The organism is Pseudonocardia aurantiaca (assembly GCF_039526725.1).
In the GTDB taxonomy this organism is placed as follows: Bacteria; Actinomycetota; Actinomycetes; order Mycobacteriales; family Pseudonocardiaceae; genus Pseudonocardia; species Pseudonocardia aurantiaca.
In genome coordinates this window covers 324,861-348,872 of record NZ_BAAAJG010000015.1, presented here as the reverse complement: position 1 = coordinate 348,872, position 24,012 = coordinate 324,861, and the positions used below count along the sequence as shown (strand labels likewise).

The 24,012-nt window shown below is 70.5% G+C and carries 27 protein-coding genes and 2 pseudogenes; 13 read left to right on the top strand and 16 right to left on the bottom strand.

Annotation, left to right across the window (positions count from 1 at the left end):
* Positions 1 to 92: 92 nt before the first annotated feature.
* The 12 genes from ABD143_RS23920 to ABD143_RS23865 all read right to left on the bottom strand — a co-directional run bounded on the left by ABD143_RS23920 (position 93) and on the right by ABD143_RS23865 (position 11,044).
* Positions 93 to 752 carry a methionine ABC transporter permease gene (locus ABD143_RS23920; RefSeq protein WP_343982527.1) on the bottom strand — a complete coding sequence of 220 codons (660 nt, stop codon included), beginning with the start codon at positions 750 to 752 and terminating at the stop codon, positions 93 to 95.
* Positions 749 to 1,813, bottom strand: coding sequence for a methionine ABC transporter ATP-binding protein (locus ABD143_RS23915; protein ID WP_343982524.1), 1,065 nt, complete (start codon positions 1,811 to 1,813; stop codon positions 749 to 751). Before ABD143_RS23915 ends, ABD143_RS23920 begins: the two co-directional genes overlap by 4 nt.
* A gap of 3 nt (positions 1,814 to 1,816) precedes the next feature.
* On the bottom strand, positions 1,817 to 2,713 hold the full coding sequence (locus ABD143_RS23910; RefSeq protein ID WP_343982522.1) for a MetQ/NlpA family ABC transporter substrate-binding protein: 897 nt from the start codon (positions 2,711 to 2,713) through the stop codon (positions 1,817 to 1,819).
* 139 nt (positions 2,714 to 2,852) lie between these two features.
* The gene (locus ABD143_RS23905) at positions 2,853 to 3,458 is read right to left on the bottom strand and encodes an alkylhydroperoxidase domain protein (RefSeq protein ID WP_343982519.1); all 606 of its coding nucleotides are present in this window, start codon (positions 3,456 to 3,458) and stop codon (positions 2,853 to 2,855) included.
* 1 nt (position 3,459) lies between these two features.
* On the bottom strand, positions 3,460 to 3,948 hold the full coding sequence (locus ABD143_RS23900) for a CMD domain-containing protein (RefSeq protein ID WP_343982515.1): 489 nt from the start codon (positions 3,946 to 3,948) through the stop codon (positions 3,460 to 3,462).
* A gap of 24 nt (positions 3,949 to 3,972) precedes the next feature.
* Positions 3,973 to 4,641, bottom strand: coding sequence for a VOC family protein (locus tag ABD143_RS23895; RefSeq protein ID WP_343982513.1), 669 nt, complete (start codon positions 4,639 to 4,641; stop codon positions 3,973 to 3,975).
* On the bottom strand, positions 4,638 to 5,657 hold the full coding sequence (locus ABD143_RS23890) for a putative FMN-dependent luciferase-like monooxygenase (RefSeq protein WP_343982511.1): 1,020 nt from the start codon (positions 5,655 to 5,657) through the stop codon (positions 4,638 to 4,640). Before ABD143_RS23890 ends, ABD143_RS23895 begins: the two co-directional genes overlap by 4 nt.
* A complete protein-coding gene (locus tag ABD143_RS23885; RefSeq protein WP_343982508.1) occupies positions 5,654 to 6,385 on the bottom strand; it encodes an ABC transporter ATP-binding protein in 732 nt (243 codons plus the stop codon). The genes ABD143_RS23890 and ABD143_RS23885 overlap by 4 nt, the downstream gene beginning before the upstream one ends.
* 71 nt (positions 6,386 to 6,456) lie before the next feature.
* Positions 6,457 to 7,317 carry an ABC transporter ATP-binding protein gene (locus tag ABD143_RS23880; protein WP_343982506.1) on the bottom strand — a complete coding sequence of 287 codons (861 nt, stop codon included), beginning with the start codon at positions 7,315 to 7,317 and terminating at the stop codon, positions 6,457 to 6,459.
* Complete coding sequence (locus tag ABD143_RS23875) at positions 7,317 to 9,131, bottom strand: ABC transporter permease (RefSeq protein ID WP_343982503.1); 1,815 nt, start codon at positions 9,129 to 9,131, stop codon at positions 7,317 to 7,319. The genes ABD143_RS23880 and ABD143_RS23875 overlap by 1 nt, the downstream gene beginning before the upstream one ends.
* A complete protein-coding gene (locus ABD143_RS23870; RefSeq protein ID WP_343982500.1) occupies positions 9,131 to 10,261 on the bottom strand; it encodes an ABC transporter substrate-binding protein in 1,131 nt (376 codons plus the stop codon). Before ABD143_RS23870 ends, ABD143_RS23875 begins: the two co-directional genes overlap by 1 nt.
* 348 nt (positions 10,262 to 10,609) lie before the next feature.
* Positions 10,610 to 11,044, bottom strand: coding sequence for a Rossmann-fold NAD(P)-binding domain-containing protein (locus tag ABD143_RS23865; RefSeq protein WP_343982497.1), 435 nt, complete (start codon positions 11,042 to 11,044; stop codon positions 10,610 to 10,612).
* Here ABD143_RS23865 and ABD143_RS38320 point away from each other — a divergent pair.
* A complete protein-coding gene (locus tag ABD143_RS38320; RefSeq protein WP_379660077.1) occupies positions 10,932 to 11,207 on the top strand; it encodes an SbtR family transcriptional regulator in 276 nt (91 codons plus the stop codon). The genes ABD143_RS23865 and ABD143_RS38320 overlap by 113 nt on opposite strands.
* Here the strand turns inward: ABD143_RS38320 and ABD143_RS23860 are convergent.
* Positions 11,159 to 11,374 carry a hypothetical protein gene (locus ABD143_RS23860; protein ID WP_343982495.1) on the bottom strand — a complete coding sequence of 72 codons (216 nt, stop codon included), beginning with the start codon at positions 11,372 to 11,374 and terminating at the stop codon, positions 11,159 to 11,161. The genes ABD143_RS38320 and ABD143_RS23860 overlap by 49 nt on opposite strands.
* A gap of 76 nt (positions 11,375 to 11,450) precedes the next feature.
* Here ABD143_RS23860 and ABD143_RS23855 point away from each other — a divergent pair, with 76 nt between their 5' ends.
* From ABD143_RS23855 to ABD143_RS23845, 3 genes and pseudogenes are all read left to right on the top strand, one after another.
* Positions 11,451 to 11,585, top strand: a complete 135-nt coding sequence (locus ABD143_RS23855) for a hypothetical protein (protein ID WP_343982492.1) — start codon at positions 11,451 to 11,453, stop codon at positions 11,583 to 11,585.
* Positions 11,585 to 12,727, top strand: coding sequence for a YeiH family protein (locus ABD143_RS23850; protein ID WP_343982489.1), 1,143 nt, complete (start codon positions 11,585 to 11,587; stop codon positions 12,725 to 12,727). The genes ABD143_RS23855 and ABD143_RS23850 overlap by 1 nt, the downstream gene beginning before the upstream one ends.
* 32 nt (positions 12,728 to 12,759) lie before the next feature.
* Positions 12,760 to 12,897, top strand: a pseudogene (locus ABD143_RS23845) (dimethylsulfone monooxygenase SfnG); the annotation flags it as partial.
* A 238-nt stretch (positions 12,898 to 13,135) separates the two neighbouring features.
* On the opposite strand, the pseudogene ABD143_RS23840 reads toward ABD143_RS23845, so the two are convergent.
* Positions 13,136 to 13,444 (bottom strand): annotated as a pseudogene (locus tag ABD143_RS23840) (protein kinase domain-containing protein); the annotation flags it as partial.
* A gap of 472 nt (positions 13,445 to 13,916) precedes the next feature.
* Here ABD143_RS23840 and ABD143_RS23835 point away from each other — a divergent pair.
* Positions 13,917 to 14,567, top strand: a complete 651-nt coding sequence (locus ABD143_RS23835) for a DUF5710 domain-containing protein (protein ID WP_343982487.1) — start codon at positions 13,917 to 13,919, stop codon at positions 14,565 to 14,567.
* Between the two features lie 53 nt (positions 14,568 to 14,620).
* Positions 14,621 to 14,791, top strand: coding sequence for a hypothetical protein (locus ABD143_RS23830; RefSeq protein WP_343982484.1), 171 nt, complete (start codon positions 14,621 to 14,623; stop codon positions 14,789 to 14,791).
* Between the two features lie 66 nt (positions 14,792 to 14,857).
* On the opposite strand, the gene ABD143_RS23825 is transcribed toward ABD143_RS23830, so the two are convergent.
* Positions 14,858 to 15,259, bottom strand: a complete 402-nt coding sequence (locus tag ABD143_RS23825) for a tetratricopeptide repeat protein (protein WP_343982481.1) — start codon at positions 15,257 to 15,259, stop codon at positions 14,858 to 14,860.
* Between the two features lie 227 nt (positions 15,260 to 15,486).
* On the opposite strand from ABD143_RS23825, the gene ABD143_RS23820 reads away from it, so the two are divergent.
* Positions 15,487 to 15,957 (top strand): hypothetical protein, encoded by a 471-nt coding sequence (locus ABD143_RS23820; protein ID WP_343982478.1) that lies wholly within the window; start codon positions 15,487 to 15,489, stop codon positions 15,955 to 15,957.
* A 345-nt stretch (positions 15,958 to 16,302) separates the two neighbouring features.
* Here ABD143_RS23820 and ABD143_RS23815 read toward each other — a convergent pair whose 3' ends face one another.
* Entirely contained in the window at positions 16,303 to 16,482 is a 180-nt protein-coding gene (locus tag ABD143_RS23815) for a hypothetical protein (RefSeq protein ID WP_343982476.1), read from the bottom strand.
* 986 nt (positions 16,483 to 17,468) lie between these two features.
* On the opposite strand from ABD143_RS23815, the gene ABD143_RS23810 reads away from it, so the two are divergent.
* The 6 genes from ABD143_RS23810 to ABD143_RS23785 are packed head-to-tail and all read left to right on the top strand — an operon-like array spanning position 17,469 to position 24,003.
* Positions 17,469 to 18,287 carry a sugar phosphate isomerase/epimerase family protein gene (locus ABD143_RS23810; RefSeq protein ID WP_343982474.1) on the top strand — a complete coding sequence of 273 codons (819 nt, stop codon included), beginning with the start codon at positions 17,469 to 17,471 and terminating at the stop codon, positions 18,285 to 18,287.
* Complete coding sequence (locus ABD143_RS23805) at positions 18,284 to 19,432, top strand: substrate-binding domain-containing protein (protein ID WP_343982472.1); 1,149 nt, start codon at positions 18,284 to 18,286, stop codon at positions 19,430 to 19,432. Before ABD143_RS23810 ends, ABD143_RS23805 begins: the two co-directional genes overlap by 4 nt.
* On the top strand, positions 19,429 to 20,967 hold the full coding sequence (locus ABD143_RS23800; protein ID WP_343982469.1) for a sugar ABC transporter ATP-binding protein: 1,539 nt from the start codon (positions 19,429 to 19,431) through the stop codon (positions 20,965 to 20,967). Before ABD143_RS23805 ends, ABD143_RS23800 begins: the two co-directional genes overlap by 4 nt.
* Positions 20,968 to 20,970: 3 nt before the next feature.
* Complete coding sequence (locus ABD143_RS23795; RefSeq protein WP_343982466.1) at positions 20,971 to 21,963, top strand: ABC transporter permease; 993 nt, start codon at positions 20,971 to 20,973, stop codon at positions 21,961 to 21,963.
* Between the two features lie 52 nt (positions 21,964 to 22,015).
* Complete coding sequence (locus tag ABD143_RS23790; RefSeq protein WP_343982463.1) at positions 22,016 to 23,086, top strand: Gfo/Idh/MocA family protein; 1,071 nt, start codon at positions 22,016 to 22,018, stop codon at positions 23,084 to 23,086.
* On the top strand, positions 23,083 to 24,003 hold the full coding sequence (locus ABD143_RS23785) for a sugar phosphate isomerase/epimerase family protein (protein ID WP_343982459.1): 921 nt from the start codon (positions 23,083 to 23,085) through the stop codon (positions 24,001 to 24,003). The genes ABD143_RS23790 and ABD143_RS23785 overlap by 4 nt, the downstream gene beginning before the upstream one ends.
* Positions 24,004 to 24,012: the final 9 nt, after the last annotated feature.

The following is a 24,012-nucleotide window of genomic DNA, read 5'->3' as shown; positions in this document are numbered from 1 at the left end:
AGCCTTCCTCTGCGACCTCGATCGCCAATCTGATCAGCTGATCTGGAGTCATACTGCGAGGCTCCGGGCGGTCGGTCCAAGAGAATGTATTCTCATCTCCGGAGCGCTTTGCGTGCGAGCCAGTTCCCGATCAGCTGGGCCAGCTGCACGATCAGGACGATGATGACGACGGTGATCAGGGTGACGGTCCAGTTGAACTGCTGGTAGCCGTAGCTGATGGCGAAGTCGCCGAGGCCGCCGCCGCCGACGTAGCCGGCCATGGCCGACATGTCCACGACGCCGATGAAGATGAAGGTGTAGCCCAGGATCAGCGGTCCGAGTGCTTCAGGGATCAGGACGCTCCAGATGATCCGGAAGCGGCTTGCGCCCATGGCGCGCGCGGCTTCGATCACGCCGGGGTCCACGGACACGAGGTTCTGTTCGACGATCCGGCCGATCACGAACGTCGCCATCGCCGACATGGGGAACAGCACGGACTGGGTGCCGATCGTGGTGCCCATCACGAGCAGGGTGAGCGGCCCGATCGCGGTGATGAAGATGATGAAGGGGATCGGGCGCACGATGTTCACGAGTACGTTGAGCAGGCCGAACAGCGGGCCGTTCTGCAGTAGGCCGCCGCGCCGGGTGGCATAGAGCGCGACGCCGAGGGCCAGTCCGAGCGCGCCGGCGATGAGCATGGTCCAGAAGACCATGTAGACGGTCTGCTGGAACGACAGCCACAGGACGGGGGACAGCGTCGCCCAGTCGGTCATGACCGCGCCTTCTGTTCCATGGGGGCGTCGACCGCGGCGGTGAGTTCCTCGACGTGGGTGTGCGTGCGCAGCTCGGCGATCAGGGCGTCGACGGCGGTGTCGTCCCCGGCGAGCTCGAGGGTGATGCTGCCGAACGGCTTCTCGGCGAGCTCCCGGATGCCGCCGTAGACGATCGTGCTGCGCACGGCGTGGCTCGCGAGGACGTCGGACACCGCGGTCCGGACGGCCGGGTCGTCCCGGATCGCCACGGTGACGATCCGGCCCGGGAAGTGTTCGCGCAGCCGTGCGAGCGTCTCGTCGGACGGGCGGTCGTGCAGCACGCTGTGCACGAAGCGGCGAGTCGCCGGCTCGCGGGGGTCGCTGAACACGTCGTAGACCGGGCCGCGCTCGATCACCCGGCCCTGCTCCATCACGGCGACGGTGTCGCAGATCGAGCTCACGACGTCCATTTCGTGGGTGATGACGACGATCGTGGTGCCCAGCTCCCGGTTGATCCGCTTGAGCAAGTTGAGGACGTCCTTCGTGGTCTCCGGGTCCAGCGCGCTGGTGGCTTCGTCAGCGAGCAGGATTCGCGGCGAGGTGGCCAGCGCGCGGGCGATGCCCACCCGCTGCTTCTGCCCGCCGGACAGCTGGTTGGGGAACTGGCGTGCCTTGTCGGTGATCCCGACGAATTCCAGCAGCTCGGCCACCCGTTCCCGGCGCCGCTCGCGCGACCAGCCTGCGATCCGCAGCGGGTAGCCGACGTTGCCGGCGACGGTGCGCGAGGAGAACAGGTTGAACTGCTGGAAGATCATCCCGACCTCCCCGCGCAGCTCGCGCAGCCCGCGCTCGCCGAGCGATCCGGTCACCCGGCCGCCGACGGTGACCGTGCCCTCGGTCGGTAGCTCGAGTGCGTTGATCATGCGGACGAGGGTGCTCTTCCCGGCCCCGGAGTGGCCGATGACGCCGGTGATCTCCCCGTCCTCGATGTCGAGGTCGACGCCGTCGACGGCACGCACCTCACCACTCCGGCCTCCGGGGAAGGCCTTGCTCACTCCGCGGAAGGAGATCAGCGGTGCCACGGCTCAGGAACCCGTCCGGCGGATGTCGTTCTCGATCTTCACGGTCGTGGCCTGCAGGTCGGCGATGTCGTTCGTCGCGAAGACGCCGGTGTCGCCGAGGTCGGCGCGGATGGCCGCCTCGACCTCCGGGTCGTGGTAGAGCGCCGCCAGCCTCAGGTAGACGGGGTTGTCCTTGCCCTCGGCGCGGGAGACGAAGGCGTTGATGTAGGGCTTGGACGACTCGCTGTTCGGGTCGTCGGCGAAGATCCGCTGCTGGGCCGTCAGGTTCGCCGCGGTGGCGTAGTTGTTGTTGACGATCGCGGCGTCCACGCTCTGCAGGTTCGTCGCCGTCTGCGCGGCGTCGACCGGGACGACCGTCACCTTCGCCGACTCGATGTCGTTCGGCGTCGACAGCGAGTTGCCGCCGTCGCGCAACGTGACCAGTCCGGCCGCCTGCAGGACCAGCAGCGCACGCGCCTGGTTCGTCGGGTCGTTCGGGATGACGATCTGACCGCCCTGCGGGATCTGCTCGACCGAGGTGTGCTTCGTCGAGTACAGCGGCAGCGGGTAGACCGCCGTCGCGCCGATCGGGACGAGGTCGTCGTTGTTCTTGACGTTGTAGTTGGCGAGGTACTGCAGGTGCTGGAACTGGTTGAGCTGCAGCTGTCCCTGCGACAAGGCCGGGTTGGGCTGGTTGTAGTCGGTGAAGTTGACGAGGTTCACCGTAATGCCCTCGGCGGCGGCCTTCGTCTTGTAGACGTTCCAGTAGTTCTCGCTCGCGTCGGTCACGCCGATGGAGACGGTCTGGTCGGAGTCACCACCCGTGGACGGGGTGGACCCCGGGGCCGTGCACGCCGCGCCGAGCACGGCGAGTGGGAGGAGCAGCAGGAGCGTGCGGGTTAGGCGCGAGATGCGGGACATGGGGAGGAGGTCCTTTCCGGGGTGCCCACGGAATCCGTTCGGGCACGGGTTCGTACGCAGGAGTCGCGGGCGGGCTCACGCCCCGGCGACCGGCGGCGTGATCAGGCGCGCAGGCTCAGCGGAGGCGAAAGCCCCACATTCAGGCCTCGGGCACCTCGGGCTCGCCGAGGGTGAGCATGAGGCGGTTGGCCCAGGAGAAGAACGCGGCGGCGTGCACGATGTCGCTGATCTCGGCGTCGGACACGCCCAGCTCGCGCAGGCGGGCGACGTGGCCCGCGGTCGCCCTTGGCGGCGTGGCCGAAAGGGCGGCGGCGAAGTCGGTGATGGCGTCGCGGCGGGCGTCGATGCGCACCTCGACGCCCTCGTCGAGCAGCCGCTGCACGTCCGCGGCCCGGCCGGACAGCTGCGAGGACAGGCTCGAGTGCACCGAGGCGCAGTAGACGCACCCGTTGAGCCTGCTGGTGACGGTGGCGGTGAGCTCTCGCTCGGCGCGGGGCAGGCCACCGTGGCCGTAGAAGATCGCCTTGTCCACGGCCGACCGCTCGCGCAGTACGTGCGGGTCGCGCGCGAGCAGCCGGAAGTACGGGGACTCGGCGCGGAACCCGTCCAGCACGGCGAGCTGGTCCTCGGTGGCGTCGGTGAGCGCGATGGGCTCGATCCAGGGCACCCAGTCCAGGCGTTCCTGGGTGAAGCCGGCGGGGCGGCGGGCTACCGCCCGAACCTCGTCGGCGGGGGTGGTGGTCAAGTCAGGCCTCCTTTCCGGCGAGCAGCTCTAGGCCCGCCGCGGCGCGCAGCTGGAAGTTGACGAACGCGATCAGCTGTGACGCGGTGACGATGTCGGTGGTGTCCAGGCCGAACGCGCGCAGGGCCGCGAGATCCTCGCGGGTCGCCTCGGCAGGGCGGGTCGTCAGCAGGTCGGTATGGGTCAGGAGCGCGTCCAGGACCGGGTCACCGGTGGCTTCGGCGTTCTCGGCTGCGCCCGCCAGCGCAGTCGGGAGTTCGGCCCTGTGCCGGTCGGCGAGCGCGGGTTGCTCGGCGAGGGCAGCGACCCGCAGCGCGATCGCGTGCCGGTGCGCGACGCTCACCCCGCGCGGATCGGGTGGGTCGAACAGCGCGTCGTATGCACCCTGGGCGTGGTTGACGGCGGCGGGCCGCGCCTCCCGCATCGGGCGGACCGCCGCGGCGTTGGTGCCGAGCAGGCGGTCGATCTCGTCGGTCGGACTGGTACTCGTCACGAGCTTCTCCCTTCGAACGAGCGATCAGGACAGGACGAGCAGGCCGCGCGGGGTGTCGATCAGCGCCGCAAGGCTCGGCGGCCCCGGCTCGACGGCCAGCTGAACGTCGAGCGCGCGGAGCACAGCAGCGACGGCGTCCGGGTCGGGGTGGGTGGCGGACAGGCCGCGGAGCGTCAGCCGCGGCAGGGCCGGCGCCGGGTGCGGGGTGGCGCCCCAGTCGATGAGGAACGGGGTGACGCCGTCCAGGGGCGCCGGGTGCGCCGACGCGAGCCGCCACTCCAGCAGCACTCCGTCGGGCGTGCGGCGCGACAGCGGCCAGATCTCGCCAAGATCGGCACCCGCGCCCGCGGACGCCGACGCAGCGGCGGCGAGGTCGGCGGGGTGCACGGCCCAGGTGACCAGCCGGGGCTCGTCGAGTGTGTCCAGGCCGAACGGCATCGCGACGCCGGGGTCGGCCGGGTTCTCCGGATCGGGTCCGATGATCTCCAGGTAGCTGGTGGTCCGTAAGCCGACCAGGACGTTGCGGGTGCCGCGGCCCAGGTGACGGCCGCCCGGTGCGGGATCAACGCCGGTAGCCGCGCGGAACGCCCGGGTCGCGGCGTCGAGGTCGGGGACGGCGTAGACGAGGTGATCCAGCGAGGGTTCGACCGGCCCGAACCCGCGTCCGTCGGTGAGTGCCGGGGCGAGCGTCATGAGTGTGCGCCAGCGGCTGCGGGCACCCAGCCGAGCGCGGGTGCCACCTCCTCGGCGACCAGCTCGATCGATTCGAGCGTGGCGTCCTGACCGGGATCGGCCGGATGGACCTGGAAGATCAGGTCGGTTGCGCCGACGACCACCGGGTCCGCCGAGAGCGAGGCGATCACCTGCTCGGGCGTGCCGACGTGCACGTCGAACGCGGCGAGCAGGGCGTCCGCGTCGCCTGCGGGTACCGGCTGCCCGACGCGCCGCAGGTAGTCGGTGAACCGGACCAGGCCTGCCCGCGCGAGCGATCGGACCCGATCGCCGTCGCGGCCCACCAGCACCGACCGGGACGCGCCGACCCGCGGCCGCACGCCGGGCGGCAGCGCGGCGGCGTGCGCGGCCACGATCGGCTGCTGGATCTGCGCCAGCGTCGCGTGCGGCGCATCCTCGGTACGTGGCTGGGTGCGCGATAGCAGCAGCGCGGCGCCCGCGGTACCGGCGCGGGTGCCGCCGTGCCGGGAGAACGTGGCGTGCCAGATGTCGTCGAGCAGCCGGGTGCCGTCGGGGTGCAGGCGGGCGCCGTTCTCGCCGAGTTGCCGGCCGGCGAGGGCGTCGAGCAGCCGGGCCACGGCGTCGGAGTAGAGGTCGGCGCGGGCGGCGGGGTCGCGCCCGAAGACGGTGAACGCGTCCGTGCTGCCGCCGGAGCCGAGCCCGAGCTCCAGCCGGCCGCCGGACAGCGTGTCCAGCACGGCGGCGTCCTCGGCCACGCGGACCGGGTCTTCGAGGGCCACCGTGATGATCCCGGTGCCGAGCCGGATGCGTTCGGTGCGGGCGGCGACCGACGCCAGGAACACCAGCGGCGACGGCAGCCCGCCTTCCTCGGGGTCGAAGTGGTGCTGGGCGACCCAGCCGATGTCGAACCCGAGCCGCTCGGCCACCGCGAACTGCTCGAGAGTGTGGTGATAGACCTCCGCGGGCGGATAGCCGGGGTCGAGCAGGCGAGTGAACAGTCCAAGCCGTTTGGTCACGATCTTCCGTCCCGTCCGAGGTAGGCCTCCTGCACCGCCGGATCGTCGAGCAGGTCAGCTGCGGTTCCGGACAGCACGATCCGGCCGGTGGCGAGCACGTATCCGCGGTGTGCGATCGAGAGCGCGAGCTGGGCCTGCTGCTCGACCATGAGCACGGCGACCCCGAACTCGGCGTTGAGCCGGACGATCTCGTCGAGCACCTGGTCGACCAGCAGCGGGGACAGGCCCATCGTGGGCTCGTCCATGCAGATCAGCCGCGGTCTGCTCATCAGCGCCCTGGCGAAGGCGAGCATCTGCTGCTCGCCGCCGGAGAGCGTGCCGGCGGCCTGGCGGCGGCGCTGCGCCAGCCGCGGGAACTGCGCGTACATCCGGTCGAGGTCGGCGGCGATCTCGCGGCGGTTGTGGCGGGTGTAGGCGCCGGCCAGGAGGTTCTCGGTCACGGTCATCTGCCCGAACACCCGCCTGGCCTCGGGCACCGAGGCGATGCCCGCCCGGATCCGGCGCGGGGTGGACGTCCGGGTGATGTCGGCGCCGTCCAGCCGGACGCTCCCGGCCCGCGGGCGCACGAGCCCGAGGATCGTCTTCATCGTGGTCGACTTGCCCGACGCGTTGCCGCCGAGCAGCGACACGATCTCCCCGGGGCCGACGTGCAGCCCCACGGCTTCAAGGGCCTGGGCGGGGCCGTAGAACACGTCGATCCCGTCCAGCTCGAGGAGCGGGCTACTCATCGCACGGGCTCGCCGGCGCTCGGCCGGCGCTTCGCGCGGGCGCTGTGACATTGATTCGCTCGCAAGCTCGGTCATCGGACGCCGCTCCGCTCGCTGCGCCGGCCGAGGTAGGCCTCGACCACGGCCGGGTTCGTCCGTACGTCGGCTGGGGCTCCCTGGGCGATGAGCGCGCCGTCGTCCATGACGAGGACCCGGTCGGAGAGCGTCATCACGAGGTCGAGCTTGTGCTCGACGAGCAGGATCGTCTGGCCGGCCGCCTTGAGGGCGAGTAGCTGGTCGAGGACCTCGGCGGTCTCGGTCGGGTTCATCCCCGCGGTGGGCTCGTCGAGCAGCAGCAGGCGCGGGTCTGCGGCGAGTGCCCTGGCGATCTCGGTCCGTCGGCGGTTGGCGTAGGAGAGCCGGTAGGCGAGCTCGTCGTGGCGCGGCGCGAGCCGGTCGGAGAACCGGCGCAGCTGGGCGTCGACCTGCTCGGTGATCTCGCGGCGCTCCCGGCGGACCGCCGGCGTCGGCACGAGGGCGAGCACCAGCTCGGCCAGCAGCGGGATCCAGCGCAGCACCGGGAACCGCAGGAGGCCACGCAGCGGGCGGGCCGAGGCCAGCCGGGGATGCATCCCGACCTCGACGTTCTGTGCGACCGTCAGCCCGCCGAAGACGCGCCCGTTCTGGAACGTGCGCCCCAGCCCGGCGTCGGCGATCTGCTCCGGCGAGGCGTGCTCGATCCGCCGGCCGGCGAGCTCGATCGCGCCCGCATCGGGGCGCAGCAGACCAGCGACGAGGTTGAGCGTGGTGGTCTTGCCCGAGCCGTTCGGCCCGATGATCGACACCACCTCGCCGGCGTGGACATCGAACGAGACGCCGTCGACCGCGGTGACGCCATCGAACGTCCGGCGCAGGTTGGCCACCCGGAGCACGATCTCGGATCTGTCGGTCATCAGGCGGTCCGCACCCACAGGCCCTGCGGCCGGAACCGGATGACCAGCAGCAGCACCACGCCGTAGCCGAGGATCCGCACGTCCGGTGCCAGGCGCAGGAGTTCGGGCACCCCGACGAGGACGAGCGCCCCCAGCACCGCGCCGACCGGTGAGTACAGCCCGCCCAGCACGATGATCGTGAGCGCGAGCAGCGACATCGGGAGGTTGAAGACGCTCGGCTCGATGTAGGTGTACTGCACGGCCAGCAGCGAGCCGCCGATCCCGGCGAAGAACGCCGACACGGCGTAGGCGAGGGCCTTGTAGTCCCGGATCCGCACGCCCGACGAGCGGGCCGCGACCTCGTCGGCGCCGACGGCGGCGAGCACGGTGCCGAGGTGGGAGGCGCGGACCCGCGTGACCACGACGAGGGTGAGCACCAGCAACGCGAGGCTGAGTAGGTAGAACTCGATCGCGGAGTTGAGCTTCTCGCCGAACAGCACCGGCGCGGGGATGCCGCGGATCCCGTAGGCGCCCCGGGTGAGCGACTCCCAGTTGCGGATCACCGCGACGGCCACCGATCCGACGCCGAGCGTGGCGATGGCGACGTAGTGGCCGCGCAGCCGCCACGCCGGGCCGGTGAGTGCCCCGGCGACGACCGCCGCGAGCAGACCGGAGGCGAGGAGGGCGGGCCAGTAGGACCAGCCGGTGATCGTGGTGAGGATGGCCGAGGTGTAGGCGCCGATCGCGATCGGTCCGGCCTGGCCGATGGTGATCTGCCCCGCCGACCCGGACACCAGCGTCATCGAGGCGGCGATGATCGCGTACACCGCCACCGTGGCGGCCACCGTGATCGTGTAGCGGTCGACCAGCTGCGGAAGCGCCACCGCCAGGCCGAGCACGGGCAGCGTGATCCACCAGCGCAGCCGGATCTCCCGCCCGCCGGAGAGGAACGTGCCGGTCATTGGTTCGTTCGCGATCGCGGGGACCTTCCCGAGCAGGCCGCCGGGCCGCACGATCAGCACCAGCAGCAGTACGCCGAAGGTGATCAGGTCCCGCACACCGTCGCCCCACAGCGAGATCCCGAACGCCTCCACGACGCCCAGCAGGAACCCGCCGAGCACCGCGCCGACCATCGAGCCGAGCCCGCCGAGCGTGGCGGCGACGAACGCCGTGAGCCCGGCCGCCGTGCCCGAGGTGGGGGAGACGTTGGAGGTGTACATGCCGACGAACACGCCGGCCAGCCCGCCGAGCGCCGAGGCGATGACGAACGCCAGGTGCTGGATCCGCGCGACCGGGATCCCCATCTGCAGCGCGGCGTCGGGGTCCTGGGCGGTGGCCCGGATCGCCCGGCCCGAGCGGCCGAACTTCAGGTAGGCCGCGAGCCCGGCCATCACCGCGATCGTGATCGCGAACATCACCACGTCGGACGTCCCGATCCGCAGCCCGCCGAGCTGGAGGTCGTTGGTCGGCAGCGCGGGCGGGAACGGGCGCACCCGCGGCCCGAACACCAGCTGGGACAGGTTGTCGATGACGAGCGACACCGCGACGGTCGCGAGCAGCGCGGCGATCGGCGGCGACTTGGCAAGGGGCCGCACCGCCAGGACGTTGATCAGGAGCCCGAGCAGCCCGGTCACGGCCAGCACGGCGAGCACGGCCGCCCACAGCGGCAGGCCGAGCTCGGCGAGGAACCACCAGCCCGCCATCGATCCGACGGCGAACACCGAGCCGTGGGCGAAGTTCGCCACGTGGGTGACGCCGAAGATCAACGAGAGCCCGACGGCCACCAGGGCGTAGGCGTTGCCGTGGACCAGCCCGGCGATGAGGGTGTCGAACACTACGAGCCCAGCACGAACTTGCCGCCCTGCAGCACGAGCTCGCGGACCCTCGGGTTATCCGGCCTGCGCTCGTCGTTGAACGACAGCGTGCCGAACTGGATCGAGGGGAAATCGGTGGTCTCCAGAAGTCCCTTCTGAACCCCCTCGCGGGTGGCGCCACCGTTCCGGGCGGCCGTGACCAGCGTGATCAGCGCGTCGTAGGCGTAGACGTTGAAGTCGCCCGGCTCCTCGCCGTACCTGTCGCGGAACGCCTTGACGAACTCCTGGACCTCGGGCCGCGGGTCGTCGACGAGGAACGCGCCGGTGACGATGTCGCCCTCGGCGGCCGGCCCGGCCAGGGAGATGAACTCCGGGGTGTTCTGCCCGCCGAAGAACCGGCCGGTGAACCCGACGTCGCGCAGCTGTTTCACGATGAGCGCGCCGTCGGGTCCGTATCCCAGGTGCACCAGCGCGTCGGGCGCCGAGTCGCGCGCGTTGATCAGGATCGGCCGGAAGTCGGTCGAGTCGGGCAGGAACGCCGACGAGTAGGTGATGGTCAGTCCCTGCTGCGCGGCGGCAGCCGAGAACAGCGAGAACGCCGACTTGCCCCAATCCGTCTCCTGGTAGACCACGGCGATCTTCTTGGCGTACTTCGCGACGAAGCCTGCGTTGGCGCTCTGCAGCGTCTCCTGCGTGAGGGAGGGGGACCAGATGTGGTCGCCGCCCTTGGTGAAGTCCGGGTGGGAGTTGGTGAACCCGTACTGGACGAGCCCGGCGTCCTGGTACACCGACGACGCGGCCATCGACGCGGGCGAGGAGAAGTCGCCGAGCTCGGCGATGATCGAGGAGTCGTCCACGAACTTCTGCGCGATCGGCACCGTCTGCTTGGGGTCGGACTGGGAGTCCTCCCACTTGAGCGCGACCTTCTTGCCGTCGATCCCGCCCTCGGCGTTGACCTTGTCCAGGGCCAGGTCGAATCCCTGTTTCCAGAGCCGGCCGTACTCGGCGTTCGGGCCGGTCACCGGTCCGGAGACGCCGAAGGAGACGGTGTCGGCGTCGGCCGGGGAGGACGCCTCTCCGCGGTCCGCGCAGGCGGCGAGGGGGAGCGTGAGAGCGAGGAGCGCGACCGCCACACGGGGCAGGCGTGTCATGGGAAGTCCTTGTCAGAAGGTGAGTCCGGCCGGGCACGGCCGGGTACGACGAGGGGGCGGCGAGGGGGCGGCACAGCCGGCCGCGTACTAGATCGACGCGTCAGCGACAGCGCGTGGTGGTGCAGCCGCGCATCTGGTCGATGTGCCGGCGGGAGCTGGTGAGCAGCGCCGATCGACCGCGGTGATCACCGCGGTCGGTTCGCGTGCTGCTCATCCTCGTCCTCCGAAAGGGGCGCGGTGCCTGATCGTCTCCACTGCCCGGGGGCACGCTAGGCAGGCCGAACACCGAGGGTCAAGCCGTTCCGGTGTGACGCTGCCCGGCCCGAGCCGCGAGCCGGGCACGACCCATCACACGGGACGCATCACCGCGTGGCCGTTGTCGGCGAGGAACCGCGCGAACGAGCGGGGCTCGCGACCGGTGAGCTCGCGTGCCGCCGGGGTCCTCGCCTCCAGCGCGCCGGCGGCGACGTCGAGGTGTGACAGGGCCTCCGGTTCGGTGCGGACGTGATTGCCGCCCTGTCGATCGACTCGGCGCGCCCGGTCGGTGAGCGCCGCGGCCGCGCAGGCGGCGATGTCTGCGCAGTCGATGTAGGAGATGCGCCCATCCCCGTAGGCGCCGACGAGGTCTCCGTCCGTGGTGAACGCCCCGGCCCCCGTGACGAAGTTCTGCATGAACCCGCTGGCCTGCAGCACTGTCGCGGTGAGGCCGGAGGCGGCGAGGTACTGCTCGATCTCGCCGTGGGCGCCCTCGGCGAGCAGCCGGCCGGGCGCCGCCCGCCACACCGAGATGGTGGCCGGGGCGCTGGCAGCGGGATCGCTGCGGCCCGACGTGCGGGGAGAGGACCTGTTCGCCCTGATGAACGGGGGCGCCTGGGTGTGCGCGAACGTGTCGGCGGCTCAGGCCGAGCGGCTGGTGGCGTTCACGATGGCGGGGTTCGCGCCCTGACGGCTGGTCCGGTCAATTCGCCGACCGTCCTGCCATGTGGCTGGCGGCTTGTGCAGCTCGATTCGGCCGACGACGATGCCCGGCATGGCCCCGGCGCGCACCCGATCGACCGCGCACACGCGCGTGCCGGCGTCCGGTCTGGAGCGCTTCTGGCCGTCGCGGCGCATCCACACCTTCGACGAGCGCTGTCGCTGAGTCCCACCCCGGACCAGCCGCCTGCCAACTCGACGAAGGAGAACAGCCATGTCCGACGGCACCCCGCTATCCGCCCCCACCCGTCGGTGGGCCTTGAACGAGGACTGGGCCGCCACCATCGTCGGCCTCGTCCTGCTCGCGCTCGTGCTGACGGGGGCCATCCCCGGCTGGCTGGTGCCGTGATGGCCGGCGACGACGCGGCTCGCCCGGCGCCGCAGCAGACCGAGACCACCGACGCCCCGGCGAGGACGACCGGCGGCACCATCGCCGGGCTGGTCGTGCTGGTGGGGCTCGCCGCGCTGGTGCGGCTGCTCGATCAGACCCTGCCCGCCGCCACCGAGGGCACCGCGATCGGCGGGCTGGTCTCGGTGATCGAGTATCCGGTCTACGCGATCATCGTGGGCCTGCTCGGCAACCTCGTGCTCACCCGCCTGGGCGTCCGTGACCAGCTGTCCGGCGCGTTCCGCACGGAGTTCCTCATCAAGACCGGGCTCGTGCTGCTCGGCGCGTCGATCAATCTGGCGACGATCGTGAGCGCGGCGGGTCCGGCGATCGTGCAGGCCGTCGTGCTGATCTCGATCGTGTTCGGCTTCACGTGGTGGCTGGGCGGGCGGCTGGGTCTGGACGACAAGCTGTGCGCGGTGCTGGCGTCGGCGGTGTCGATCTGCGGGGTGAGCGCCGCGATCGCCGCCGCGGGCGCGGTGCAGGCCAAGAAGGAGCAGCTCGCCTACACCGCGAGCCTGGTGATCCTGTTCGCGTTGCCGTCGATCTTCCTGCTGCCGCTCATCGCGAGCGGTCTCGGGCTCGAGCAGGCGGTGGCGGGTGCCTGGATCGGCGGGAACATCGACACCACCGCCGCGGTGACGGCGGCGGGCGCGATCGCGGGTGAGCAGGCGCTGCAGCTCGCCGCGATCGTCAAGAGCACGCAGAACGCGCTCCTGGGCGTGGTGGCCGTCGCCCTGACCGCCTACTTCGCGATCGTGGTGGAGCGGCGTGAAGCCGCCCCGGCCCGTTCGTGGGGGCGTGACCTGTGGGTGCGGTTCCCCAAGTTCGTGCTCGGCTTCCTGGCCGCGTCCATCATCGCCACCGTGTTCCTCGCGAGCGGGGGGTCGAGGGGCGCGATCTCGGCGGTGAACGACCTGCGCACGCTGTTCCTCATCCTGGCGTTCGTCTCGATCGGCCTGGAGTTCCGGTTGGCGCCAGTGCGGGAGGCGGGCTGGCGGCCGGTGGGGGTCTTCGCCGCCGCGACGGGGGTCAACCTGGTGGTCGGCCTGGGGCTCGCGGCACTGCTGTTCACCGGGTTCCAGCCGGCGGCACAGGGCTAGTTCAGTCGCCTGCACGTTTCGAGGAGACACGCATGCCTGCACACGTTCCACTGAAGTTCGCCTACTGGGTGCCCAACGTCAGCGGTGGGCTCGTCACGAGCACCATCGAGCAGCGCACCGACTGGGGCTACGACTACAACAAGCGCCTCGCCCAGCTCGCCGAGAACAACGTGTGGGTGCCGAGAACTCGGTCACGTCGTGCGACCTGCAGATACTCGTGCACGAGGCCACCGAGGCGATCTCATCGCAGTGGCCGAACGGTCGCTTCGGAGGGCGGGGGAGTGTGGCCTGCGGGCGGATGCTGTTGGAGCGGTCGGTGCGGGCGGTAGGTGTTGTAGTGCGCGAGTCGGAGCGGGTGACCAGGATGTTCGACGGCTTGACGTCGCGGTGCAGCACGCCATGGCTGTGGGCGTCGGTGAGGGCCTCGGCGACCTGGGCGATCAAGGCGACCGCGCGACGGGGATCCAGCGGACCAGCGGCGATGACTTGATCGAGGCCTGCGCCCTCGACGAGGCGCATGTCGATGTAGAGGCGGCCGTCAATCTCGCCGAAGTCGTGAATCGGAATGACGTGAGGGTCCTGGAGGCGCGCCGCGCTGTCCGACTCTCGGCGGAACCGGGCACGGAAGTTCTCATCGCGCGCGACCTCGGGTGGAAGGATCTTGAGCGCGGCTGCGCGGCCACGCCGAGTGTCGAACGCCCGGTACACCTCGCCCATCCCGCCTCGCCCGAGGAGACCCTCGAGGCGGTAGGGCCCCAACATGTTGGGCTCATCGTTTGCGGTATCGGCGGTCAATGGTTGTCCCCGGCTTGGCGCGCACCATGATCGTCGGGTCGGCGATCGGATCGTTACTCGACGTACGGTGGCGATGCCGCAAGGGTGGGCTGGTCGAGCCCGCGGGGTATCAGCTCGGCCCGGCGAGACGGCGCTGGCCGGCGGGCTCGAACTGGGCGGGATCGGGTGGGTGATCGCCGGGGGCGAGTCCGGGCCGGCCGCCCGGTGGATCCGCGTGGGTGACGGGTCTGCGCGACGTGTGCTCGGCGGCGGTGCCGTTCTTCTTCGGCGCAGCGGGGCGGGCGCACCCCGAAGGCCGGTGGGCGGATGCTGGAGGGCCGCACCTGGGACGAGATGCCCGGCCGCACTGGCGCTCACGCAGCAGCGGTCGACTGAGTTGATCGGGAGATCACCAATGGTCGAGAATCCGGAGGCCCCTCGCGCCGCCGGGCCGTGCAGCAGGCACCGGACGGGGCGGGCCTGGCTGGACGTGCCGTTCACGGACAAGGACGCGGCGAAGGCGCTCGGCGCGCGCTGGGATCCGCAGGCCAAGCGCTGGTACGACCCGCGTTCTCCAACCCCGGGACTGGAGCGGTGGGCGGCGGTGGCGGAGGTGCCGGACCTGTTGCCGGGTGAGGACCGCGGGTTCGAGTCGGGGTTGTTCGTCGACATGATCCCGAGCTCGTGCTGGTTCACCCACGTGCGCTCGTGCGTGACCCCGCGGGACTGGGATCGGCTGCGCCGCTTGATCACCCGCCGGGCCGACCGGCGGTGCGAGGGGTGCGGTGCCGGCGAGGACTGCGAGGTGGGGCGGTGGCTGGAGGCGCACGAGCGGTTCGCCTACGACGAGCGGGCCGGGGTGCAGTCGCTGCGCCGGCTGATCTGCCTGTGCTCGTCCTGCCACCAGGCCACGCACTTCGGGCTACGCCACCGTCATCGGTCGGGACGCCGAGGCGTTCGCGCACCGGCGGGCGGTGACGGGGATGAGCTACGCGGAAGCCGCCCGGCACGCCGAGGCCGCCGAAGCGCTGTGGATCCGGCGGTCCGGCCGGGTCTGGGAGCTTGACCTGAGCATCCTCACCGCGGCCGGGGTGACCCGCCGTCGTCCTGAAGCGGCCCATGAACGCCCAGCAGCTGCGCGCCGCGGTCTTCAACGCTGACGAGCCGGGTGGCACTTTGAGGACCATGAGCATGGTGGTCGCGGTGTTCCGGCAGCTCAGGTACGGCGGGTTCATTGACCTGCAGTTCACCGGCAAGGGATGCAGCAGAGACAGCGGCAAGTCAGCATGACCTGCGGCTGACACGCCAACCGTCTGCGTCTTTTGCAACGAGGAGGTTGCAGATTCTCTGGTTACGTCAGGGGGCGAGTCCGAACTCGGCAAGCAGCGCCGCGGACTGCTCGGCGTCGCCCATCGCCGCTAGATCGGCGGCAAGGTTCCGCGCCGATCGATGGGTGTGGGGGTGGTCCTCGCCGAGAACGCGGCGGCGTCGGGTGAGGGTGTCCTCGTCCAGTTCGCGGGCTCGCTCGAATTCGCCCAGCGCGTACAGGTCGACGGCGAGGCTGTGGGCGGAGCCCAGGGTGTCGGGGTGGTCGTCGCCGAGGGTGCGGCGGCGTCGGTTGAGGGTGTCTTGGTCGAGGTCGCGGGCCTGCTGGAGTTCGCCTAGCTCGCGGAGGTCGGCGGCGAGGCTGCTGACGGAGGCGAGCGTGTCGGGGTGGTCGTCGCCTAGCGTGCGGCGGCGCCTGAGCCGGCGCCACACCACCGGAAGGGCGTCGCCCGCATGCCGCGCGCGAGCGGATGCGCCTGCAGTTGCAGTTCGAGGCCGGTGGCGGGGTGCCGTTGGCCGAGGGCGACAGCCTGGCGCTGGGGATCGTCGCGGAGTTGTCGCGCGCGTTCGAACAGTGGCCGGCTGCGCAACCGACGGGGACCGGTGAGACGACCCGGTAGGTGCGTCCGAGGTCATACGGCGTCCGAGATCACACGACCGTGTCCGCGGGTAACCACGCCGCCGATGGGCGCGATCTTGAACGTGAACAGATCGGGGAAGCCATGATCGCGACGTCGCGAAATTGTCGAACTGCCGTCGGGGGCCTGCTGCTGCTCGTGCTCGTGGGTTGTGCACCGAGTAGGCCCCCGGTGTCGACCCTGCCGACCCCAACCGCGCCTGCACCAGCAACCGCGACGACGATGCCTGGTGCGCTCACCACCGACGCGTTGAAGGACGCCCGCTTCATGGGCCTCGTTGGCGCCGGAGTCCCCGCGACTGCGGATGGACCCGCGACAGCCAAGCGGCTGTGCGAGATCGTCCGGGAGGCTCCCATGCTGGGCGGCATCTCCGCGTATCGCCTGTCGGAGGCTGGCTTCACCGACTCGGGCACGTTCCTGTTCCACGCGATTGCAACGTACTGCCCGGAGGTCCAGGAAGCCCTCCTTGACGGCGATCAACCGCCCAACTGATTCGGTGGCGCCCTCCGGGCTCTGTTCGGACACCGAGCATGGTGCGGGCCTGCGCTGTCGTTTCGCTGGCGGTCCGCTGTCTGCTGGTGTACCTGGCTGTCTGGAGGGCCCGCGTGGCCTCCTTCGTGGCCTCAAATGTAGGCGCACGGATGGTGTCAACTGAGCACTCTGAACCTGTTGACGTGCGCGGATGTACTGGGTGCGCATGGGTGTACCCAATGAAGGAATTACTCGTAATGCGTAGGCCTGGGGTTCGATTCCCCAAGGCGGCTCCGCGGGCCCCGTGGCCGCGGGCATCGGGAATCGCCGAGCGCCCAGGCGCCACCGTGTCGGCCGGGTCGAGAGTCACAGGTCGTGGGCCTCGTCGTAGCTGAGGTCCTCGTCGAGGTCGCTCGTGCCGCTGGCTGGCGGAGTGTTGGGGTGCTGGTGGCGGGGTCGGTCGTCCGGAACCTGTGAGGTGCCATTGGCCTCGTGCGCCAGGTCGTAGCCGTAGTCCGCTGAGGGGTCCTGGTCGTGCTGGTTCATGGGCAGTCCTGGGGATGGCGCGTCGATCCGGCCCGCGCCGGTGGGTACCGCCCGGCCGACGGGCGTACCCGATGGTCACCCCCTCCGCCTCGTGCGACAAGGCCTCGCCGGTCGCCGGCCCGCCGGCCCGCCGGCAAGGATTGGTCCGCGACGCACGTCCCGGCTGACGATGGAGCGATCAGCTTATGTCTCCTGGTGCGACGACGATCGTCGGGTCCGACTGAAGGAATCTCAACTGCGACTTCTCGCGCTGTCTCACACACTCGTTACGTCGGTTTGCCTCACACACATTTCATTTCCCTCAGGGCAGGGCGCGGACCCGCGTTATGACAGCCCATCTGACGGGCCGACGGTCCCGAAGGGGGCTCTTGGGATCAATCGTCACGGTGCGGCCGCCGTCGGGCGCGGCAAGGACGACCACCAGTTCAGGTGCAGCCAGCTCCTCCAGCAGAGCTCGTGCCGCCGCATGCCCTACTCGTTCGATCTCATCACCCTATAGCGCCGTGACCTCGGATGCTCATGTTCAGTGGTCCCACGCAGTGGGAGCTGGCGCAGAGCTGACACGATGGACTTCGGAGAATGGCCTCACGACGGCCACGATCAATGCGCTCGCTTGCCCTGGGCGAGCGGCAGTTCGTGTGATCGGCTGCCTCTCGGGTCGGAGGACCGTGATCATCCAGTAAGCCGACTCCAGGGAACCCGGGGCACATCAAAGGTCTCCGGACACGCCGGGGCGGTTCAGTTAGCATTGCGAGCCGAGCCGGCGTCAAGCAGTCACTCGGCATCCACGAAGGCGCCGCCTCGCAGATCATGACGCACCTTCACAGTGGCGATGCCACCAACGCCGGAGGCCGCGACCGCCCCACGTCCGAGGAGGCGGGGCCAGCAAGCCGAAGACAAGCCCATTTTGCGTGTTCTTCCTCACAATAATGGATACCCCGGATGTGTCCGAGCGGTGCCGGTGTCGATCCAATGGGGGAGCGATCATGCGGTTGGGCTACCACTCGATCACGTGGGGTGGCGTCATGGGCGACGCCGTCGGCGTGACCAGCGTCAAGGACCTCGTGTACCGGGTCCCCGGCTCGATGCACCGAGCACTGCGCGACATCGCCGAGGCCGGCTACGAGGGCGTGGAGATGTTCGACGGCAACGTCCTGGACTTCGCCAACCGGCCCGACGAGCTGCGCTCGCTCCTCGACGAGACGGGGTTGGCGCTAGTGAGTGTCTATACCGGGGCCAACTTCGTATACCGCGAGATCCTCCCCGACGAGCTGTACCGAGTGGGGCGCGCGGCCGACCTCGCCGCCCGGTTCGGCGCCGAACAACTCGTGGTCGGTGGTGGGGCCCGCCGGGCCGCCGGCACACCGGACAGCGACTACGACCGGCTGGCCGAGGCGCTCGACGCTGTCACCGACATCGCCGAGGAGCACGGCCTGTCGGCCTGCTACCACCCGCACCTCACGACCATCGTGGAGAGCCCGGACGAGGTCTCGACGATCCTGTCCCGTTCGCGCATCGGGTTCTGCCCCGACACCGCCCATCTGGTGGCGGGCGGCGGCGACCCGGCCGGGCTGATCCGCCGCTATCCCGACCGCGTCCGTCACGTGCACCTGAAGGATCTGCACGCCGCGACGACCACTTTCCTCCCGCTCGGGCACGGCGAGATCGACTTCGACGATGTGCTGGCGGCGGTCCGCGAGGTCGGCTACGACAGCTGGCTCATCGTGGAACTCGACTCCTACGCCGGCGACCCCGCCGAAGCCGCCCGGATCAGCCGGGCTTTCCTGGAGAAGGTCCTGTCATGAGGCGCCTCACCGTCGCGCTCGCCATGGTGGTCGCGCTCGCCGGCTGCTCGACGGCAACCGAGACGCGCATACCACCGCAGCTCGGCTACCCGCCCGCCCAGCAGGCCCTCGCCGAGCTCACCGGGAAGGTGCTCGCGACCGGCCCGAACGGGGAGGCGCCGACGAAGGCCGACGCGGTGACCCTCACCCCCGCCGAGACCGAACAGGTCCGGGCGATGAAGGCCACCGCGGCGATCGTCATGCACTACACCGGCGACGGCTGGACCGACGCCCAGATCGCCGCCCTGCGCCAGCAGTTCGGCGAGCTCGGCATCGACGTCATCGCCGTCACCGACGCCGGCTTCGAGCCCGACCGGCAGGTCTCCGACATCGAGACCGTGCTCGCGCGGCAGCCCGACGTCATCGTCTCCATCCCGGCCGACCCCGTCGCCACCGCGGGTGCGTACCGGCAGGCGGCCGCTGCCGGCGTGAAGCTCGTGTTCATGGACAACGCGCCGAAGGGCATGGTGGCCGGACGCGACTACGTGTCGGCGGTGTCGGCGGACAACGTCGGCAACGGCGTTGTCGCCGCACACCTGATGGCCGACGCGCTCGGTGGCCGCGGCGAGATCGGCGTGGTGTACCACGAGGCCGACTTCCAGGTGACCCGCCAGCGCTACGAGGGATTCACCTCGACCATCGAGCGCGACTACCCGAATATCCACATCGTCGATCGCAAAGGCGTCACCGGTCCCGACTTCGCCGGGCAGGCCCAGGCCGCGGCCATTGCGATGATGGTCAAGCATCAGGATCTGGCCGGCATCTGGGGCGTGTGGGACGTCCCGACCGAGGGCATCGTCGCGGCGGCACGGGCCGTCGACCGCACCGGTCTGGTCGTCACCACCGAGGACCTCGGGCCGAACGTCGCGATCGCGATGGCCTCGCGGGAGTACGTCGCGGGCCTGGGTGCGCAGCGCCCCTACGACCAGGGCCTCACGGAGGCGAAGCTCGCCGCGTACGCGCTGCTGGGCAAGCCGGCGCCGCCCTATGTCGCGCTGGATGCGCTGCCCGTCACGCGCGACAACCTACTGAAGGCGTGGCGCGATGTGTACCGCGAGGATCCTCCGCCCGAGGTCGTCCAGTCGTTCGAGGAGGCGCGGAGATGACCGCAGGACTGAACAACGTCGAAAGGGCTCGTGCAGCATCGGGCCCCGACCCCGTGGAGATGCGGGGCATCGAGAAGGGATTCGCCGGCGTCCCGGTGCTGCGCGGCGTCGACTTCACCCTGGGTCCCAGCGAGGTGCACGCACTCGCCGGCGGCAACGGGGCGGGCAAGTCGACGCTGATGAAGATCCTGGAGGGCGTGTACCGGCCGGACGCGGGCGCGATCCGCGTAGGTGGGCGCGAGGTCACGCTCTCCGCGCCCAAGGACGCCGAGGCGGCCGGGATCGGCATGGTGTTCCAGGAGTTCAGCCTCGTGCCCACACTCACCGTGGCCCGCAACATCTTCCTGGGCCGTGAGCCACGCCGGTTCGGGCTGATCGACGACCGCGCGATGGTCCGGCGGGCCGGCGAGATCCTCGGCGGGATGGGCGTGGACCTCGACCCGACGGCCGAGCTGCAGACCCTGCCCACCGGGTACTGGCAGCTCACCGAGATCGCGAAGGCGCTCGCCCTCGACGTCAAGATCCTGATCATGGACGAACCGACGGCGAGCCTGACCAAGACGGAGTCCGAGGCGCTGTTCGCGCTGATCAAACGGCTCAAGGAGCAGGGCGTCTCGATCGTCTACATCAGCCACCGGATGGAGGAGATCTACCGCATCTGCGACCGGATCACCGTGCTCCGGGACGGCGGCGTGGTGCTCAATGACGACGTGGCGGACCTGACGCCCGAGCAGATCGTCGCCGCCATCGTCGGCCGGGAGATGGACGCCCTGGAGTGGGAGGAGCGCCCCGCTCCTCGGGGCACCGATGTCCCAATGCTCGAGGTGCGCAACGTCACGGCGGCCAACGGCGTCACGGACATGTCGTTCCGGCTGCATGCCGGGGAGATCCTCGGGCTCGCCGGACTCATGGGCAGCGGGCGCACCGAGCTGGCGCGACTGCTCTTCGGGATCGACCGGCCCGACACCGGGGAGATCCTGCTGCGCGGCGAGCCCGTCGAGATCGCCAACCCGCGTGTCGCCATCGCCAAGGGCATCGCCCTGGTGCCCGAGGACCGCAGGCAACAGGGCCTCGTGCTCGATCACGCCGTGCGGGACAACCTGCTGCTGCCGCTGCTCGACGACCTGCGTCGCGGCGGTCTCGTCGACGACAGGCGCGGCGACGGCCTGGTCGCCCGCCTCATCGACCGGCTGCAGATCAAGCTGAGCTCGCCGAAGCGGCCCGTGCGGCTGCTGTCCGGCGGAAACCAGCAGAAGGTCGTCATCGGCAAGTGGCTCGGCCGCGAGCCCGAGGTGCTGATCCTCGACGAGCCGACGGCCGGCGTCGACATCGGCACCAAGGCCGAGATCATCCAGCAGATCCGGGAACTGGCCGACGCGGGCAAGGCCATCATCGTCATTTCCTCCGAGCTCGCGGAGCTGCTCGCCGTCAGCGACCGGGTGTTGGTACTGCGCCGCGGCACCGTCACCGCGGACCTCGACCGCCGCGACATCGCCGACGAGGAGTCTCTCCAGCTCGCCATCCAAGGAGTCTGAGCCATGTCCCAGACCGCCGTCCCCCCGTCGGCTCCGCCGCCGGCCGCCCCGGCCAGACGCCCCGGGCTGCTGCAGGAAGTCGACTGGCGCAACTACGCGATCTACATCGGCTTCGTTGTCATCTTCGTGCTGTTCGCGATCTTTCTGGCCGATGACGGCTTCCTGACCGGGACGAACCTGCTCAACATCGTCCGCCAGACCGCGATCATCTCGATCATGGCCGTCGCGATGACGTTCGTGATCGCCGCCGCTCAGATCGACCTGTCCGTCGGGTCGGTGGCCGGGCTGTCCAGCGTGGCCGCGGCGATGTCCATCGCCGCCACGGGCAACGCGCTGTTCGGAGTACTGGCCGGGCTCGCCGTCGGCCTGGCCGTGGGGATCGTCAACGGCAGCCTGGTGGCGTTCCTGGGGGTGCCGTCGTTCCTGGTCACCCTCGCGATGCTCGGCATCGCCTTCGGACTGGCGCAGTACATCACCGAGTCCGCACCGCAGCCGATCCTGAACGACACGTTCAACGCGATCTTCGGCGGCGGCAACATCGGCCCGATCCCAGGGTTGCTGGTGTGGACGATCGTCGCGGTGGTCATCGGGGCGGTGGTGCTGAACAAGACCCGCTTCGGCCGCCAGGTGCTCGCCACCGGGGGCAACCGCGTGGCCGCGGAGTACACCGGCGTGAACACCAAGCGGATCACGTTCACCGTCATGCTGATCTCGTCGGTGGTCGCGGCGATCGCAGGGATGCTCTACGCCGGGCGGCTCGAGTCGGGCCGCTACCAGTGGGGCACCGGCGACGAGCTCTCTGTCATCGCCGCGGTCATCCTCGGCGGCACGAGCTTGTTCGGCGGCACGGGCAGCGTGATCGGCTCGCTGGTCGGGTCGCTGCTCATCGGTTTGATCAACAACGGCCTCATCCTCGCGGGCCTCGACGTCAGCCAGCAGCAGATCATCCGGGGCCTGATCATCATCGTCGCGGTTGCGCTGGCGCGGAAGAAGTGACTCCTACTCCTCGGGATCGTCCAGACCCGACGGATGTTGAGAGAGGTGTCTCGTGGTTGACCGTTTCCGGGCCGGGATCATCGGCGCCGGGTTCATCGGTGGGGTGCACGCGCATGCGGTGCGGGCCGCCGGGGGACTGGTCGCCGCCGTGGCCGACCACACACCGGAGTCCACCGAGCGAGCGGTAGGGGTGCTGGGGGCCGAGCGTGCGGCCGTATCGGTGGAGGAGTTGGTCCACGCCGACGACGTGGACGGGGTCCACATCTGCACGCCGAACCACACCCACGCCGCTCTGGCGGAGGTGGTGATCGCGGCCGGAAAGCCGGTGATCTGCGAGAAGCCGCTGGCCACGACCGTGCAGGACGCCCGGCGGCTGACGGAGCTGGCGCAGGACGCCGACGTGGTGGCCTGCGTGCCGTTCGTGTACCGGTTCTACCCGGCGGTGCGCGAGGCGCGGGCCCGGATCGCGGCGGGCGAGGCCGGTCCGCTCTGGCTGCTGCACGGCTCGTACCTGCAGGACTGGCTGGCGTCGGCGGGGGCAACGAACTGGCGCGTGGACCCCGCGCTGGGTGGTGCCTCCCGCGCCTTCGGGGACATCGGGGTGCACTGGTGCGACCTGATGGAGTTCGTCACCGGGCACCGGATCACCCGTCTGGCCGCCAGGATGGGCCTCGCGTTCGCCAACCGGGCCGGTACCGAGGACGGCGCCGCGGTGGTGTTCGACACCGACCAGGGCGCGACCGGGTCCGTGGTGGTGTCGCAGGTGTCGCCGGGCCGGAAGAACCGGCTGTGGTTCTCCTTCGACGGCCCAGCGGCGTCCTACTCCTTCGACCAGGAGCTGCCGGACTCGCTGTGGGTCGGCGGGACGGCCCATAACCAGGTCGTGATGCGCGGCCCGGACACCTTCGGCGAGGCCGCCGCGGGATATGCCCGATTGCCCGCGGGGCACCCGCAGGGCTACCAGGACTCCTTCACCGCCTTCGTGTCCGACGTGTACGCGAAGGTGGCCGGACGCAAGCCCGACGGCCTGCCCACCTTCGCTGACGGGCTGCGCGCCGCGGTGCTGACCCAGGCGGTGGTGGAGGCGGCGACCGAGCAGACCTGGGTGGAGGTGCCCGCATGAAACTCGGATTCCTGACCGCGTGCCTGCCAGGACGCAGCCTCGCGGAGATCGTCGGCTGGGCAGCGACGAACGGCTTCGAGGCGCTCGAGGTCGCCGCATGGCCCGCGCTGGGCGACAGGCCTTTCACCGCCAGCCACATCGACGTCGACGACCTCGATCGGGGCGGCGCCGAGCGGATCCTCGCGCTGTTCGACCGGCCCGGACTCACACTGTCGTCGCTGGCGTTCTACGACAACAACCTGCACCCCGATCCGGACGAGCGAGCCGCGATCAACCGGCACGTGCAAGCCTGCATCGACGCGGCGGCACTGCTGGGCTGCCCCACGGTGGGCACGTTCCTCGGCCGCGACCCGGGCAAGCCGGTGGCGGAGAACCTGCGGGAGGCGGAGAAGGTCTTTCCCCCGCTGGTCGACCGGGCCGGCGAGCGCGGCGTGAAGCTGATCATCGAGAACTGCGTGATGGAGGGCTGGCACCCCGACGGCTACCCGGGCAACCTCGCCTACTCCCCGGAGCTGTGGGAGTGGATGTTCTCGCTCGGCCTGTACCTCAACTACGACCCGTCGCATCTGGTGTGGATGGGCATCGACCCGGTCGCCGCGCTGCGGCCCTACGTCGACCGGGTCGCGCACGCGCAGGCCAAGGACATCGAGCTCTTCCCCGAGAAGCGCACCCGGTACGGCTGGCCCGGTCGCGCTGTGGAGCGGCCCGACGCGTGGGACGTCGGCTGGTGGCGCTACCGGGTGCCCGGCCTCGGCCAGGTCGACTGGCGGCGCTTGGTCGACACCCTGTACGAGGGCGGTTTCGACGGCGTGCTGTCCGTGGAGCACGAGGACCCCGTGTGGGGTGGCACCGAGGAGCGCATCGAGACCGGCCTGCGTGTCGCCCACCGCACGCTCCGGCCGCTGATCGTCGCGTGATCCGAGGGG